The sequence below is a fragment of the Streptomyces sp. NPDC001507 genome, from assembly GCF_042894765.1.
GTDB lineage: Bacteria > Actinomycetota > Actinomycetes > Streptomycetales > Streptomycetaceae > Streptomyces.
Genome location: NZ_JBIAVV010000004.1, coordinates 100496 through 116010 on the forward strand (window position 1 = coordinate 100496; position 15515 = coordinate 116010).

A 15515-nucleotide genomic window follows, 5' to 3' on the forward strand; every position below is an offset into this window, starting at 1 on the left:
CGCGGCCCGCATGCCCTCCTCCACCGCCCGCACCGCGTTCAGGCTCCGTGCGTCGGCCGCGCCGCGCGCCGACCGGCCCGGCACACGGATGAACGGACTCGGGCCCGGTATGCGCGCGCATGCCGGGCCCGGGTCCTGTTCCGGGTCAGGCCGCGGGTTCGGTCAGCTGCGCGGTCCGGGAGGCGGGCGCCAAGTGGTCGCGTGGCACCCGGCCCGGCAGCGTGACGCACGGCAGGAGCGCCAGCACGGTCAGCCCGAGGGCCCAGCAGAAGGTGACCGAGAAGGCGCCCGCCAGCGAGTGGGCGATGTCGCCGCCCGGCAGGACCTGGGTCAGCCCCGCGGCGCGGCCGTCCAGTTCGTCCGTGGCGCGCTGCTGGAGCACCACGGCGAGGGCGGCCGTGCCGAGGGACGCGCCGATCCGCTGGAAGATGTTGAAGGCGCTGGTCGCGTGGGGCACCGAGGCGGGTTTCAGGCCCGAGTAGGCCGTGGTCATGCACGGCAGCATGGCGGCGCCGAACCCGAAACCGCGTACGACCATGGACGAGCAGAGCAGGACCTTGCTGCTGTCGGCCGTGATCAGCCCGAACGGAACGGTGCCGATCACGGCCAGGAAGACGCCCGCGACGCTGACCGAACGGGCCCCGAGGGCGGCCGTGAGCTTCCCGACCACCACGATGGCGAGGAAGTAGCCGATGCTCTGCGGCATCAGCAGGAGGCCGGACTCCATGACGTCCGCCCCGCGCACGAGCTGGAAGTACAGGGGAAGCGGGATCATCGCCCCGAACATCGCCATGCTCAGGAAGAAGGTGGCCGACGTGCCGCTCCTGAAGTTGCGCTCCTTGAACAGCCGCAGGTCCATCAGGGGCGCGAAGCGGGTGCGCAGCGCGTGCGCGCAGAAGGCGAGGATCAGTACCGCCCCGACGACGAGTCCGGCGATCGTGCCGTCGTTGTCGAAGCCGCCCTGGCTGCCCACCTCGGACAGGCCGTACAGGAAGGCGCCGAGGCCGGGCGCGAGGAGTGCGAGGCCCAGGACGTCGAGCCGGGACCTGCCCGGGGCGACCACGTTGCTGATCTTCAGGAGTGAGAACACGATGGTCGCGAGGCCGAGCGGCAGGTTGAGGTAGAAGATCCACCGCCAGCCGGTGTGGTCGATGACGACTCCGCCGAGCGTCGGCCCGACGACCGGGGCGAACATCGCAGGGATCGAGACGATGCCCATCAGCCGGCCGAGCCGCTTGGTACCCGCCGCCTGGGCCAGCAGCGACTGGCCGACCGGCATCACCAGGCCGCCGCCGACGCCCTGGAGCACACGGAAGACGATCAGGCTCTGGACCGACCATGAGAGCCCGGCGAGCAATGATCCGGCGAGGAATACCACCTGCGAGAACAGCCAGGTCTGCTTGGCGCCGAAGCGCTCGACCGCCCATCCGCTGAGCGGGATGGTCATGCAGAGGGCCAGCAGATAGCCGGTCACGGACCACTGGACGGCGGACAGCCCGGCGTCGAACTCCTTGGCGAGAGTGCCGACCGCGACATTGACGATCGTACTGTCCAGCAGGGTGGCGAAGCCTCCCAGCACCAGGATGCCGGTGAGCCACCAGAGATCCGGGCCGATGCGCTCGGCGTCGGCCGCGGCCGACGACGGCGCCGCACTGTCCATGCTCATGGGTGTCTCTTCCCTTCCGAGGGTTCCAGCTCCAGAGCTTTCCACGACATGTGTTGTCTGTGCAACACGTGTCGTAGAGAGCGGGAGCCGGGCACGGCAGGGCGGCAGGGAAAGATCAGGACCGGGCGCCGAGCAGAGCCGTCAGCTCACGTTGCAGGGCCTTTCCGCCGGGGCCGAGCGGGAAGGCATCGGGGAACTCGAACCGGCCGGGGCACTTGTACGCGGCGAGCCGCTCCCCGCTCCAGGCCACGATCTCCGCGCCGAGCCGCGGCTCCTGCCGGACACCCGGCCGCACCACCGCCACAGTTGCAGTCGAAGACCTGCTGGAACTCGTCGAGCACTGTGACCGGGAGCGCCGAGCCTCCGGAGAAGGGGCGGTCCAGCGGCGGCCGGCGGGAGTCCCGCGTGGCGGCTTCCAGGCGCGCGATGTACATCGTGGGGACGCCTGTCACCACGGGATACGAGAGCGACGGCGCCGACCTGCCGTATGGGCAGGAACGGCGCAATGGCAGCGAAAGTGCCCGGAACCGGACTTGAACCGGTACGCCCGCGAGGGGCAGCGAGGTTTAAGCTCGCCGTGTCTGCATTCCACCATCCGGGCAGGCCATGGGCTCCGCTACGAGGCTCCGACCCTATCGGGAGGCGTCCCCCGAACAGCGGACGGGCGACCCGATGTTGTCTTATTTTATTGACGTCTGAGGGAGCATCAGCACCCGGAACGAGCCATCCGCACTTGCCAATAGCGTTACGCGCGGTGGGTGGGCGCGTACACGGAATGACGGAATTTCACCGTCCGAACAAGGGGGCTCCACCCGTTCTCGACGACTGGGAGCGCCCGGTTCCGGATCCTGGTCTCGGGGTCCGGTGTCATCCCCAGGTATGACCCGGCACCCCGCCGGTCCCCCCTTGGTCGCCCCCCGGAACCGGAACTGCGGCTGACTACACGGGCCGGTTCGGCCGAGACGATGGTGCGGTCCCCATGAACACCGTCGTCCCGACAGGAGCGCCCTTCCGTGTCCACCACACCTATCGCCGACCGGCGGACCACTTCCGTGGCCGCACGTGCCACGGACCTCTCGAAGATCTACGGCCAGGGCGAGACCCAGGTGGTCGCCCTGGACCGGGTCACCGTCGAGTTCCGGCAGGCCGAGTTCACCGCGATCATGGGGCCGTCCGGCTCGGGCAAGTCCACGCTGATGCACTGCGTGGCCGGCCTCGACACCTTCTCCTCCGGTTCCGTGCGGATCGGCGACACCGAGCTGGGCTCCCTGAAGGACAAGCAGCTGACCAGGCTGCGCCGGGACAAGATCGGGTTCATCTTCCAGGCGTTCAACCTGCTGCCGACGCTGACCGCGCTGGAGAACATCACCCTCCCGATGGACATCGCGGGTCGGAAACCGGACAAGCAGTGGCTGGAGAACGTGATCGAGATGGTCGGCCTCCGGGACCGGCTCGGCCACCGTCCCTCGCAGCTCTCCGGCGGCCAGCAGCAGCGCGTCGCCGTGGCCCGCGCCCTCGCGTCCCGGCCGGAGATCATCTTCGGTGACGAGCCGACCGGAAACCTCGACTCCCGCTCCGGCGCCGAGGTGCTGGGCTTCCTGCGCAACTCGGTGCGAGAGCTGGGCCAGACCGTCGTCATGGTCACCCACGACCCGGTGGCGGCCGCGTACGCCGACCGCGTGGTCTTCCTCGCCGACGGCCGGATCGTCGACGAGATGTACCGGCCGACGGCCGAGACGGTCCTCGACTTCATGAAGCAGTTCGACGCGAAGGGCCGGACCAGCTGATGTTCCGCACCGCCCTGCGCAACGTCCTCGCGCACAAGGCCCGGCTGCTGATGACCGTGCTCGCCGTCATGCTCGGCGTCGCGTTCGTCTCCGGCACCCTGGTCTTCACCAACACCATCTCGGACGCCTACCAGAACAGCTCGGCCAAGGGCTTCGAGGGCGTCGACGTGGCCGTCCAGGCCAGGCACCAGGACTCCAAGGGCGACCAGGTCGGCAGGACGCCCGACCTCACCCAGGCCCTGCTCGACAAGGCGGCGAAGGTCCCCGGGGCCGCCTCCGCCACCGGCGTCGTCTCCGGCTTCACCGCGATCGCCGACAAGCACGGCAAGCTGATCGGCGGCGGCTGGCAGTCCGAGGGCGGCAACTACTGGGGCACCAGGGACGCCCGTTACCCGCTCGTCAGCGGCCACGCGCCGAGCGGCGAGGGCGAGGTCCTGATCGACTCCAGGACCGCCGAGCGGGCCGGCTACAAGGTCGGCGACACCGTGCGCATCTCGGTGAACGGCCCGGTCCTCGAGCCGACCGTCGCCGGCGTCTTCACCACCGACGACGGCAACGTCGCGGCCGGCGGCAGCCTCGCCCTGTTCGACACGGCGACCGCGCAGCAGCTGTTCGGCAAGAAGGGCACGTACGACGAGATCGACGTGACCGCGAAGTCCGGCACCGGCCAGGCCGCCCTCAAGTCCCAGCTGGACGCGGCCCTTCCGAAGAAGCTCGTGGAGACCACCACGGGACAGAAGCTCGCCGACGACCAGGCACAGCAGATCTCCAGCAGCATGAGCGGCCTGCGCTCGGGCCTGCTGGTCTTCGCCGGCATCGCGCTGTTCGTCGGCACGTTCATCATCGCCAACACCTTCACCATGCTGGTCGCCCAGCGCACCAAGGAGCTGGCGCTGCTGCGCGCGGTGGGCGCCTCCCGCCGCCAGGTCACCCGCTCGGTGCTGATCGAGGCGTTCGTGGTCGGCGCGGTGGCCGGGGTGACCGGTCTGGTCGCCGGTATCGGCATCGGTGCCGGACTGCGGTCGCTCCTCGGCTCGTTCGGCGCGACCGTCCCGGACGGCCCGCTGGTCGTCAGCCCCGGCACGGTGGCCGCCGCGCTCGCGGTCGGCGTCGTCATCACCATGCTGGCCGCCTGGCTGCCCGGCCGCCGCGCCGCGAAGATCCCGCCGGTGGCCGCGATGAGCGCCCTGCACGCCGCCCCGACCACCAAGTCGCTGGTGCTGCGCAACACGATCGGCGCCCTGTTCTCGGCGGCGGGCGTGGTGGTGATCCTGGCGGCGACCACGATGAGCGGCAGCGACGGCCAGGCCCCGATGGGCTTCGGCGCGGTCCTGCTCATCATCGGCGTCTTCGTCCTGACCCCGCTGCTGTCCCGCCCGCTGATCGCGGCCGCGGCCCCGCTGCTGCGCGGGTTCGGCGTCGCCGGGAAGCTCGCACGGCAGAACTCGGTGCGCAACCCCCGCCGTACCGCCGCCACCGCCTCCGCGCTGATGATCGGCCTGACCCTGATCACCGGCATGACGGTGATGGCGGGCAGCCTGCAGAAGTCCATCGACAAGATGGCGAGCTCGGCGATCCGGGCGGACTACATCGTCTCGATGGCCAACGGCAACGCGCTCTCCCCCGACGTGGCGAAGAAGGTCGCGGCGACGGACGGTGTGACCGCCTCCAGCCCGCTCAGCAACGCGGCCTCCCGCATCGACGGCGAGACCGAGTTCCTGACCGGCGTCGACGGCTCGTCGATCGGCAGGCTCACCGACCTCACGGTGGACAGCGGCTCCTTCAGGGTCGGCGGCTCGGACGTCACCGTGGACGACGACACCGCCAAGTCGCACGGCTGGAAAGCGGGTTCGAGCTTCACCGTCCACTACGAGGACGGGAAGGCGCAGCGGCTGACGGTCGCCGGGATCTACCAGGGCAACCAGGTGATCCGCGGGATCATGCTCGACAGCGCCGTCCTCACCCCGCACGAGACCGACCCCGCCGACATGCAGGTCATGGTCAAGACGGCGGACGGCGCGTCGGGCGCGACCAAGGACAGGCTGGAGAAGGCCCTCGGCTCCAACCCGGCGATCAAGGTCCAGGACAAGCAGGACCTGTCCGACTCCATCGCACAGGCGTTCACGCTGATCCTGAACATGGTCTACGGCCTGCTCGCGATGGCGGTCATCGTCGCGGTCCTGGGTGTCGTCAACACCCTGGCCATGTCGGTGTTCGAACGTTCCCAGGAGATCGGCATGCTCCGCGCGATCGGCCTGGACCGCAAGGCGGTCAAGCGCATGGTCCGCCTGGAGTCCCTGGTCATCTCCCTCTTCGGCGGGGTGCTGGGGCTCGGCCTCGGCGTGTTCTTCGGCTGGGCGGCCGGTCAGCTGGTCGGCTCGCGGATGCCGACGTACGAACTGGTGCTGCCCTGGGCCAGGATGGCGGTCTTCCTGCTCCTGGCCGGCACGGTCGGCGTCCTGGCGGCCCTGTGGCCCGCCCGCCGCGCGGCGAGGCTGAACGTGCTGGCGGCGATCAAGGCCGAGTAGCGGCCGGCAGGCGGGTACGGCGAAGGGGCCCCGCGGATGACGCGGGGCCCCTTTCGGGTGCCGTCAGCTGTTCCAGGTACGGGTGCGCAGGGGCAGCCCGGAGGCGCCGGAGTCCGGGGTCCGGACGGCCAGCACCTGGTTGACGCCGATGCGGTTGTGTTCGAAGGCGAGGGCGGAGGCGGCCATGTACAGCCGCCAGACGCGGGCCCGGCCGGGGCTGGTCAGCCGTACCGCGCGCGGCCAGTCGGCCTCCAGGTTGGCCACCCACCTGCGCAACGTGCGGGCGTAGTGCTCGCGGATCGACTCCACGTCCCGCACCTCGAACCCGGCCCGCTCCAGCTGGGTGACGGTGGAGCCGACCGGGGCGAGCTCGCCGTCCGGGAAGACGTAGGCGTCGATGAACTCGTCGACGTCGTACGCCGACTCGTCGCGCTGCGGCCGCCGCGCGATCTGGTGGTTGAGCAGCCGCCCCCCTGGCTTCAGCAGCCCGTACAGGTTCTCCGCGTACTCCAGGTACCGCTCGGCCCCCACGTGCTCCGCCATCCCGATCGACGAGATCGCGTCGTACGGCCCGTCGCGGACGTCCCGGTAGTCCTGGACCCTGATCTCCACCCGGTCCGTCAGACCCTCGTCGGCGACCCGTTTACGGGCGAACGCGGCCTGCTCCTGGGAGAGGGTGACCCCGACGACGCTCACGCCGTGCTCGCGGGCCGCGTGGATCGCCATGGAGCCCCAGCCGCAGCCGACGTCGAGCAGCCGCTGACCGGGGCTCAGGCCGAGCTTGGCGCAGACGAGTTCGAGCTTGTCGCGCTGGGCGGTCTCCAGGGTCCCGTCCTCCTCCCAGTAGGCGCACGAGTACACCATCGACGGCCCGAGAACGAGCTGGTAGAAGTCGTTCCCCACGTCGTAGTGGTGGCTGATGGCCTGTCTGTCACTCCGTCGGGTGTGCAGATGGCTCCGTCTGCGCACCTCCTCGCGGGGCGGGGCGGGCGGGATGGGCGGCCCGGCGAGCTTCAGCAGCTCCCGGACGGCGGCCCGTACGGCGGGGTCGCGCAGCGCCTGCGCGAGGGTACGGCCGTCCTCCCCGCGCTCCCAGATCAGCCCGGACATCACCGCGAGGGCGCCGTAGAGGTCGCCCTCGATGTCCAGGTCGCCGGCGACCCAGGCGCGGGCCAGGCCCAGTTCGCCCGGCTTGAACAACATGCGGCGCAGGGCGCGGCGGTTGCGCACGACGAGCGTCGGCGCGCCCGGCGGCCCGGCCTCCGATCCGTCCCAGGCCCGCAGCCGTACCGGGAGCGGAGCTCCCAGCACCTGCTCGGCAACACTCCTCAGCCGCGACGCGGCGTCGGCCATGGCGCACACCTCCAAGACATCGATCCCGGATGCCGGTTACCACGTAAACACCGTGAGGGCAGCAGCGCAGTCCCGCAAAGGAGTTACACCTCGGCAAAAAAGATGTAGCCACCATGTAATCAGGCCGGCCCCCGGGAACGCCGAAGGGCCTCCCGCACCACGGATGGCGGGAGGCCCTTCGGACGGTTCAGCGACCGGTGACCGGGGTCAGGAGGCCTTGGCCTTCTCCTCGGTCTTCGGGGCGGCGACCGGAGCCGGCTTGGCGGCCTCGTAGAACTCCTCGCGGGGGTTCTCCATGGCACCCAGGGACACGACCTCGCGCTTGAGGAACATGCCGAGCGTCCAGTCGGCGAAGATGCGGATCTTGCGGTTCCAGGTCGGCATGGCCAGACCGTGGTAGCCGCGGTGCATGTACCAGGCCAGACGGCCCTTGACCTTGATCTTGGTCTTGCCCAGGACGATCATCGCGACGCCCTTGTGCAGACCCAGACCGGCGACCGCGCCCTTGTTGGCGTGGCTGTACTCCTTCTGCGGGAAGCCCCGCATGCCGGAGACCACGTTGTCGCCGAGGACCTTGGCCTGGCGCAGCGCGTGCTGCGCGTTCGGCGGGCACCAGGCGTTCTCGACGCCGGCCTTGCGGGCGGCGACGTCCGGCACCTGGGCGTTGTCGCCCGCGGCCCAGATGTAGTCGGTGCCCTGCACCTGCAGGGTCGGCGCGGTGTCGACGTGACCGCGCGGACCGAGCGGCAGGCCGAAGCGGGCCAGCGCCGGGTTCGGCTTCACGCCGGCCGTCCACACGATCGTGTTGGAGTCGACCTCGAGGCCGTTCTTCAGCACCACGTGGCCGTCGACGCAGGAGTCCATCGAGGTGGAGAGGTAGATCTCCACACCGCGGCTCTCCAGGTGCTCCTTGCCGTACAGGCCGAGCTTGGGGCCGACCTCGGGAAGGATCTTGTCGGCGGCGTCGACGAGGACGAAGCGCATGTCCTCACGGGACACGTTCTTGTAGTACTTGGCTGCGTCGCGGGCCATGTCCTCGACCTCGCCGATGGTCTCCGCGCCCGCGAAGCCACCGCCGATGAAGACGAAGGTGAGCGCCTTGCGGCGGATCTCCTCGTCGTTCGTGGAGTCGGCCTTGTCCAGCTGCTCCAGCACGTGGTTGCGCAGGCCGATGGACTCCTCGATGCCCTTCATGCCGATGCCCTGCTCGGCGAGGCCGGGGATCGGGAAGGTGCGGGAGACCGCGCCGAGCGCGATGACGAGGTAGTCGAAAGGCAGCTCGTACGCCTCGCCGACGAGCGGCGCGATCGTGGCGACCTTGCGGTCCTGGTCGATGGTGGTGACCCGGCCGGTGAGGACCTCCGCCTTCGGCAGCACGCGTCGCAGCGGGACGACGACGTGCCGAGGGGAGATGCTGCCGGCGGCGGCTTCGGGGAGGAAGGGCTGGTAGGTCATGTACGACCGGGGGTCGACGACCGTGACGGTCGCCTCGCCGTAGCGCATCTTCTTGAGGATGCGCCGAGCTGCGTACAGGCCTACGTACCCACCGCCTACTACGAGGATCCTGGGACGCTCCGTGGTGCTCATGGCATCGAGTATCCACCCGCCCCAGGGGGGCCGCTCGTGCGCCCCTTCACAAGGTTCCACAGGGGTCGTGTTACACTCCGCCGCCCACGTGACACAGGTCATGGTCGACAGGGGGAACCCCCTTCCGATACGACCCGTTGTCAATGCCGTGTGAGCTGCCCCTCCAGGCTTCCGGGGGCACCGTGAGGGCACCCGATGTCACCCGCACGAGCACCTCCCGAGACACCCCCCGAACGCTCTCCTGAGCACGCGCTCGGGCCTGTTGAGCCCCCGAACGGCCCATGAGCGCCCACCGGACCCCCCACCTGCACCGAATTCCTTGTGAAGAACTTCACGAAGTTTTCCGCCGAGGTGTCGTGGCACGGCGTGTCACAGGCCGTTCAGGTCGCTCACCCGTCGATTCGCATGCTCATCCGAGGATGGATCACGCCGATCTGTGGGTCAGGCGACGGACCAGGCGATGCCGTCCAGAATGTCGTGCTCGCTCACCACGACCTCCTCGGCACCCACCCGTTCCATGATCGACCGAAGTACGAGGGCACCGGCCCCGATGACGTCGACCCGCCCGGGGTGCATGGAGGGGATCGCCGCCCGCTCGGCGTGCGTCGACCGCAGCAGCCACTCGGTGATCTCCCGGACCCGGTCGTAGGGGATGCGGGAGTGGTGGATGGCCGCGGAGTCGTACTCCGGCAGGTCCTGGTGGATGGCGGAGAGGGTGGTGACCGAGCCGGCGAGACCGACCAGCGTGCGCGCCTCGCGCAGCGGCACGGTCTCCTCCGCGAGGTCCAGGGCGCGCTCGATGTCGGCCCGCATGGCGGCGGTCTCGGCCTCGGTGGGCGGGTCGCTGACGTGCCCCTCGTGCACGAGGTGCCGCTCGGTCATCCGCACGCACCCGACGTCCACGGACCGCGCGGCCCGCACGTGCGCGTCGCCCACGACGAACTCCGTCGACCCGCCGCCGATGTCCACGACGAGGAACGGCTTCGCGAGGTCCTCGCGGCCGCTCAGCTCCCGGGTGGCGCCGGTGAAGGAGAACTCGGCCTCCTGGTCGCCGCTGATGACCTCCGGCTCGACACCGAGGATGTCCAGCACACCGCGCACGAACTCGTCCCGGTTCTCGGCGTCACGGGAGGCGGAGGTGGCCACGAACCGCAGCCGCTCCGCGCCGTACTCCTTGATGACCGCCGCGTACTCCCGGCAGGCCGCGAACGTCCGCTGCAGCGCCTCCGGCGCCAGCCGCCCGGTCCGGTCCACCCCCTGCCCGAGCCGCACGATCACCATCCGCCGGTCCAGATCGACGAGCTCCCCCGTCTCCGGGTCCGCGTCGGCGACGAGCAGCCGGATGGAGTTGGTTCCGCAATCGATGGCGGCGACGCGGGTCATGGCGTGGGTTCCTTGTCTGTTCGTGAAGGCTCGACCGGCCCAGCCGAGCCGAGCTGTGTCGGCCGAGCAGGGGCGGCGCCCGTTCGACCGACCCGGTCGGGACGGTACCTGTTCAATCGACCGAGTCGGGTGGTGGATGGGCGAGGGTCCCGGGGGTCCGGGGGCGGAGCCCCCGGGACGGCGACCTGTCCGGCGGTCAGTGCTCGGCCGGGGCCACCACACACGTCCCCTTGGCCCACCACTCCGGCAGCATGGCGATCGCCTCGTCGCCGAGCGGGTTCACGCCGGGCCCGGCGGCCAGGGAGTGCGCCACGAGCACGTGCAGGCACTTCACCCGGTCCGGCATCCCCCCGGCGCTGGGAAAGCCCGTCAGCTCCTCGATCTCGTCCCGGCGCCGGATGTAGTCCTCGTGCGCGGCCCGGTACGCCGCCGCCAGCTCGGGATCGCTCTCCAGCCGCGCCGTCATCTCCTTCATGACGCCGTTGGCCTCGAGGGTCCCGATGGCGGACGCGGCCTTCGGGCACGTCAGGTAGTACAGCGTCGGGAACGGCGTCCCGTCCGGCAGCCGCGGCGCGGTCTCCACGACGTCCGGCTGCCCGCACGGGCACCGGTGCGCGATCGCCCGCAGCCCGCGCGGCGGCCGCCCGAGCTGCTGCTTGAAGGCCTCGACGTCCGCGTCGGTCGGCTCGGTGCGCGGAGTGGAGGGCGGAGGCGTTTGCATGACTGTGTTCTGTGTGGCTTTCTGTCGGTTCACTGGTCGGACGCGTCGGACTTGTCGACGCCGTCCCAGACGTTCGCGTACCAGGGCCGGTCGGCCGCCCCGAGGTAGGCGTGCGCCTGCTTGGCGGCACCGGGGTCGATCACCACGAACCCGGTCTCGCCCGGCATCACATAGTGCAGCCGCTCGCGGATCTGCTGCTCGGCGTACGCGTCGTCCTGCCACCGCGCCTTGAGGTCCCGCAGCTGCTCGACCCGCTGCCGGGCCTGCTGCTGCTGCCGTTCGAGGTCGGAGATCTCGGCGCGCTGGGAGACGTACTGCCGCATCGGATAGGCGAGCGCGACGACCATCGTGCACAGCACGATCGCGAGCAGCGCGGCGCGGCCGGTGAGCCGGGAGCGGCGGGCCTGGCGCCTGGTCTGGGAGCGGTAGACCCGGGCCGCCGTCTGCTCGCCGAGCAGCTTGAGCCTGGTCGCGGTGGAGAACCGGTCCCGGTCCTTCACGGCCATGTCCCCGCCTCCCTGGTCGCCCTGATACGTGCGTACGTCCCCGGACACGGTACGGGACCGGGTACGGGGACGTACGTACGACTGGCTAAGCCTTACCCTCTACGGGCCGTACGGGGAGGTACGGGCTCAGCCCTTGAAGCGCGGGAAGGCGCTGCGGCCCGCGTACACCGCCGCGTCGTCGAGGATCTCCTCGATGCGCAGCAGCTGGTTGTACTTGGCGACGCGCTCGGAGCGGGCCGGGGCGCCGGTCTTGATCTGGCCGCAGTTGGTGGCGACGGCGAGGTCGGCGATGGTGACGTCCTCGGTCTCACCGGAGCGGTGCGACATCATGCACTTGAAGCCGTTGCGCTGGGCCAGCTCGACGGCGTCCAGGGTCTCGGTCAGCGAACCGATCTGGTTCACCTTGACGAGCAGGGCGTTGGCGGTGCCCTCCTCGATGCCGCGGGCCAGGCGCTCCGGGTTGGTGACGAACAGGTCGTCGCCGACGATCTGCACTTTGTCGCCGAGCTTGTCGGTGAGGACCTTCCAGCCCGCCCAGTCGTCCTCGAACAGCGGGTCCTCGATGGAGACCAGCGGGTAGGAGGCGACGAGCTCCTCGTAGTACTCGGTCATCTCGGCGGCCGAGCGGGACTTGCCCTCGAACTCGTACTTGCCGTCCTTGTAGAACTCGGACGCGGCGACGTCGAGCGCGAGCGCGATCTGCTCGCCGGGGACGTAACCGGCCTGCTTGATGGCCTCCAGGATGAGGTCGAGCGCGGCGCGGTTCGACTCCAGGTTCGGGGCGAAGCCGCCCTCGTCGCCGAGGCCGGTGGCCAGGCCCTTGCCCTTCAGGACCTTCTTCAGGGTGTGGTAGACCTCGGCACCCCAGCGCAGCGCCTCGGAGAAGGACTCCGCGCCGATCGGGGCGATCATGAACTCCTGGATGTCGACGTTGGAGTCCGCGTGCGAGCCGCCGTTGAGGATGTTCATCATCGGGACGGGCAGCAGGTGGGCGTTCGGGCCGCCGAGGTAGCGGAACAGCGGCAGGTCGGACGCCTCGGAGGCGGCGTGCGCGACGGCGAGGGAGACGCCGAGGATGGCGTTGGCGCCGAGCGAGCCCTTGTTGTCGGTGGCGTCCAGGTCGAACATCGCCTGGTCGATCAGGCGCTGCTCGGTGGCGTCGTAGCCGACGAGCTCCGGGCCGATCTGCTCGATGACGGCGAGGACGGCCTTCTCGACGCCCTTGCCCTGGTAGCGGTTGGGGTCGCCGTCACGGAGCTCGATGGCCTCGAAGGCACCGGTGGAGGCGCCGGACGGGACGGCGGCACGACCCGTGCTGCCGTCGTCGAGGCCGACCTCGACCTCGACCGTGGGGTTGCCTCGGGAGTCCAGGATTTCCCGGGCTACGACGACGTCGATGGACGGCACGAGCATCTCCTTCTTGGGATGTGACGCTGGTTGTGCGGGGCGCACGCGGGCCTCGTCGGCCCTTGCTCAGCCTTGCGACTAGAGCCTAACCGTCCCGGGGCCGTCGGCCGGCACGACCGACCGGCCCGTGGACACACAGACGGTACTCATTGTTCACGCGCGGAACAAAGGGGGGCCCGATGAAGAACGGGAGAAGAGCGGACCAAGAAGGGGACGACGGGGCCGACGGGGCGGTGGGGTGGCGGCACAGAGAAACCCCGCCCCGGTGCGTTCGGGGGAAAACGCACCGGGGCGGGGGTCCGTGGGGGACGGGGGTGGCCCTCACGTGGTCTCCACTATGGGGACCACGGTTGTGGGAGAGCTGTGGTTCAGCTGGGCACCGCCCAGTACTTTCGGCGGCCGCCCGCGGGCTGCGTCAGGTGCCCTACTTCAGGTGCAGCTGCTGGCCCGGGTAGATGAAGTCGGCGTCCTCGACGATGTCCTTGTTCAGCTTGAACAGCGCCTGCCAGCCGCCCTTGACCTTGTGCTTCTCGGCGATCGAGCTGAGGGTGTCGCCCTTGACGACCTTGTACTCGCCGTCGCCCTTCTTGACCTTCTTGCCGGTCGGGGTGGTGACGGTCTTCTTGGCGGCCGGACGCTCGGCGGAGCGGGACGCGGCCTGGGTGTCGGTCGAGCGGGTGCTGGTGCTGCTGCTCGACGAGCCGGCGGAGTTGCTGGAGCTGCTGGAGCTGCTGCCGGTGTAGGTGGCACCGGACAGGCCCGTGCCGCAGACCGGCCAGGCACCCTTGCCCTGGGCGGCGAGGACCTTCTCGGCGATCTGGATCTGCTGCGCCTTGGTGGCCTGGTTGGCCTGCGCGGCGTACTGCGTGCCGCCGTACGCGGCCCAGGTGGAGGCGGAGAACTGCAGACCGCCGTAGTAGCCGTTGCCGGTGTTGATGGCCCAGTTGCCGCCGGACTCGCACTGGGCGACGGCGTCCCACTCGGAGGCGGTGGCGGCGGAGGCGCTGCCGGCCGCCATCAGCGGGGCGGCGACGGCGACGCCGGTGACACCGGCGACAGCGATGGCGCGGACGGCCTTGGACGGACGACGGTGCTTGCCCTTGCCGGAGAACAGCATGGATCGATCCCCTCACCGACGCCTGCGAGGTGAGCTGTCGGGTTCGGGCCGGTTGAGTTGCCCGGCCGCACACCTGTGTGTCGGTGCGCGGCTTCACCCCGAGCCGGATCGGCGGTCTCAACCACCGGTCCCGGCACTTACCTTGGGTCCCCCGCTCCTGCCTACGGCGCATGACGCGACGACTGTTCCCGGGCAGCCGCTGGCAGGACTCGGCGTTGCGACGGCCGGGGCTCGTGGTGACGAGCGGCCTCGACCGTAAACAGACGATCAGATGAATTTCAAAGATGATCAGGGCTTCTGAGACTCATCCCACACTTTCACCAAAACGGACATTCGGCTCGAACGGGGCGTCAACTCCCGCCGCCTTTCGTCCTATTCGGTGCCGAGTTTCAGGGTCTGACCGGGGGTGATGGCATTCGGGTCGGAGCCGATATCAGCCTTGTTCGCGTCATAGAGCGCGCGCCATCCGCCGTCCAGGCCAAGGGAGTCGGCGATGGAGGCGAGGGTGTCGCCGTCGCGGACGGTGTAGGTGCCGCTGTCGCCGGAGGCGTGCCGGCCGGAGGAGGTGACACTCTGACCGTTTGTCACGCTTTCGTCCGCCGAACCGCCGCGGTGCTTGCCGCCGCCACTGACGGCCCCCGTGTCCACCAGACTCCAAGACCCGCCGGTCTGCCACGATTTGTCCGAGTCGTCAGCCCCGGAGGTGGCGGGACTCTCACTCACCTTCGGCGCGCCGGAGCCGGAATCGGAGTCGGACGTTTCCGACTTGTCCGTCTTGCTGGATTTGCCGGAGGAGTCGACCTCGGAGTCGCCGCCGGCACTCGCGCCCGGAGAGGGGGTGGCGGAGTCACTCCCGGAGTCCGTGACACCCGAAGAGGTGTCGGAACCGGAGGAAGAGGACGAGTCGGACAGACCTGAGGACGAGTCCGAGGATCCGGATGAACCGGACGAACCACCCGAGTTGCCGAGACCCGTGTCCACGTTCACCGAGGCGTCGTCGGACGAGAGTCCGGCGAGCAGGGCGCAGGTCCGCCACGCTTTGGTGCCCTGGTCGGCGAGCATCTTCTCGGCGACCGCGATCTGCTGCGAACGGCTCGCCTGGTCCGGCGTGGAGGCGTACTCCTGGCCCCCGTACTTGCTCCAGTCCTCCAGGGAGATCTGAAGACCGCCGTAGTAGCCCGTGCCGTTGTCGGCGCTCCAGGAGCCGCCGCTCTCGCACTCGGCCACCTGGTCCCAGGTGGAGCCGTCGGCCGCGCTGGCGTTCACCGCGCCGAGGAGCGGGATGGCGATGGCCGAGCCGGTCACCCCGGCCGCGACGAGGAGTGCCGGAGCCTGGCGGGGGCGACGGTGACGACCGTTCCCGGAGAGCATGCGGAAACCTTTCGAGCGACAGCGGTGACCGGCGCGGCGGGTCCCGCAAGGGCGCCGCGCTGATGGGTGAACGTATCGGCAGACGATCA

At 70.0% G+C, this 15515-nt stretch carries 12 protein-coding genes, 1 tRNA gene and 1 riboswitch; of the genes, 2 read left to right on the forward strand and 11 right to left on the reverse strand.

Annotated elements, in window-relative coordinates; translation table 11 throughout:
• Positions 1-145: 145 nt before the first annotated feature.
• The 3 genes from ACFY0K_RS14295 to ACFY0K_RS14305 form a co-directional block, all read right to left on the reverse strand.
• Positions 146-1666, reverse strand: coding sequence for an MDR family MFS transporter (locus ACFY0K_RS14295; protein ID WP_390640073.1), 1521 nt, complete (start codon positions 1664-1666; stop codon positions 146-148).
• Positions 1667-1781: 115 nt separating this feature from the next.
• Positions 1782-1970: a hypothetical protein gene (locus ACFY0K_RS14300; protein ID WP_390640074.1), complete on the reverse strand. Its 189-nt coding sequence runs from the start codon at positions 1968-1970 to the stop codon at positions 1782-1784.
• Positions 1971-2184: 214 nt separating this feature from the next.
• Positions 2185-2267, reverse strand: a tRNA-Leu gene (locus tag ACFY0K_RS14305).
• Positions 2268-2679: 412 nt separating this feature from the next.
• Here ACFY0K_RS14305 and ACFY0K_RS14310 point away from each other — a divergent pair.
• Both ACFY0K_RS14310 and ACFY0K_RS14315 read left to right on the forward strand, forming a co-directional pair.
• Positions 2680-3453 (forward strand): ABC transporter ATP-binding protein, encoded by a 774-nt coding sequence (locus tag ACFY0K_RS14310; RefSeq protein WP_093502021.1) that lies wholly within the window; start codon positions 2680-2682, stop codon positions 3451-3453.
• Positions 3453-5981 (forward strand): ABC transporter permease, encoded by a 2529-nt coding sequence (locus tag ACFY0K_RS14315; protein ID WP_390640075.1) that lies wholly within the window; start codon positions 3453-3455, stop codon positions 5979-5981. The genes ACFY0K_RS14310 and ACFY0K_RS14315 overlap by 1 nt, the downstream gene beginning before the upstream one ends.
• 63 nt (positions 5982-6044) lie before the next feature.
• Here the strand turns inward: ACFY0K_RS14315 and ACFY0K_RS14320 are convergent, their stop codons facing one another.
• The 8 genes from ACFY0K_RS14320 to ACFY0K_RS14355 form a co-directional block, all read right to left on the reverse strand.
• A complete protein-coding gene (locus tag ACFY0K_RS14320; protein WP_390640076.1) occupies positions 6045-7334 on the reverse strand; it encodes a class I SAM-dependent methyltransferase in 1290 nt (429 codons plus the stop codon).
• 207 nt (positions 7335-7541) lie between these two features.
• Positions 7542-8921 carry an NAD(P)/FAD-dependent oxidoreductase gene (locus ACFY0K_RS14325; RefSeq protein WP_351957333.1) on the reverse strand — a complete coding sequence of 460 codons (1380 nt, stop codon included), beginning with the start codon at positions 8919-8921 and terminating at the stop codon, positions 7542-7544.
• Between the two features lie 441 nt (positions 8922-9362).
• Entirely contained in the window at positions 9363-10304 is a 942-nt protein-coding gene (locus tag ACFY0K_RS14330; RefSeq protein WP_390640077.1) for an exopolyphosphatase, read from the reverse strand.
• 196 nt (positions 10305-10500) lie between these two features.
• Complete coding sequence (locus ACFY0K_RS14335) at positions 10501-11025, reverse strand: DUF501 domain-containing protein (protein WP_390640078.1); 525 nt, start codon at positions 11023-11025, stop codon at positions 10501-10503.
• 29 nt (positions 11026-11054) lie between these two features.
• Positions 11055-11531, reverse strand: a complete 477-nt coding sequence (locus ACFY0K_RS14340) for a septum formation initiator family protein (RefSeq protein WP_351957330.1) — start codon at positions 11529-11531, stop codon at positions 11055-11057.
• Between the two features lie 126 nt (positions 11532-11657).
• Positions 11658-12944 (reverse strand): phosphopyruvate hydratase, encoded by a 1287-nt coding sequence (gene eno, locus ACFY0K_RS14345; protein ID WP_351957329.1) that lies wholly within the window; start codon positions 12942-12944, stop codon positions 11658-11660.
• Positions 12945-13362: 418 nt separating this feature from the next.
• The gene (locus ACFY0K_RS14350; RefSeq protein WP_390640079.1) at positions 13363-14055 is read right to left on the reverse strand and encodes a transglycosylase family protein; all 693 of its coding nucleotides are present in this window, start codon (positions 14053-14055) and stop codon (positions 13363-13365) included.
• Positions 14056-14059: 4 nt separating this feature from the next.
• Positions 14060-14234, reverse strand: a riboswitch (cyclic di-AMP (ydaO/yuaA leader).
• 193 nt (positions 14235-14427) lie between these two features.
• Positions 14428-15426: a transglycosylase family protein gene (locus ACFY0K_RS14355; RefSeq protein WP_390640080.1), complete on the reverse strand. Its 999-nt coding sequence runs from the start codon at positions 15424-15426 to the stop codon at positions 14428-14430.
• Between the last annotated feature and the right edge of the window lie 89 nt (positions 15427-15515).

What these genes read in the sequence shown, in the direction of transcription:
- ACFY0K_RS14325 (WP_351957333.1), bottom strand. Translation starts at nt 8,921, where the DNA reads ATGAGCACCACGGAGCGTCCCAGGATCCTCGTAGTAGGCGGTGGGTAC.
- ACFY0K_RS14320 (WP_390640076.1), bottom strand. Translation starts at nt 7,334, where the DNA reads ATGGCCGACGCCGCGTCGCGGCTGAGGAGTGTTGCCGAGCAGGTGCTG.
- ACFY0K_RS14340 (WP_351957330.1), bottom strand. Translation starts at nt 11,531, where the DNA reads ATGGCCGTGAAGGACCGGGACCGGTTCTCCACCGCGACCAGGCTCAAG.
- eno (WP_351957329.1), bottom strand. Translation starts at nt 12,944, where the DNA reads ATGCTCGTGCCGTCCATCGACGTCGTCGTAGCCCGGGAAATCCTGGAC.
- ACFY0K_RS14295 (WP_390640073.1), bottom strand. Translation starts at nt 1,666, where the DNA reads ATGAGCATGGACAGTGCGGCGCCGTCGTCGGCCGCGGCCGACGCCGAG.
- ACFY0K_RS14335 (WP_390640078.1), bottom strand. Translation starts at nt 11,025, where the DNA reads ATGCAAACGCCTCCGCCCTCCACTCCGCGCACCGAGCCGACCGACGCG.
- ACFY0K_RS14330 (WP_390640077.1), bottom strand. Translation starts at nt 10,304, where the DNA reads ATGACCCGCGTCGCCGCCATCGATTGCGGAACCAACTCCATCCGGCTG.
- ACFY0K_RS14355 (WP_390640080.1), bottom strand. Translation starts at nt 15,426, where the DNA reads ATGCTCTCCGGGAACGGTCGTCACCGTCGCCCCCGCCAGGCTCCGGCA.
- ACFY0K_RS14350 (WP_390640079.1), bottom strand. Translation starts at nt 14,055, where the DNA reads ATGCTGTTCTCCGGCAAGGGCAAGCACCGTCGTCCGTCCAAGGCCGTC.
- ACFY0K_RS14315 (WP_390640075.1), top strand. Translation starts at nt 3,453, where the DNA reads ATGTTCCGCACCGCCCTGCGCAACGTCCTCGCGCACAAGGCCCGGCTG.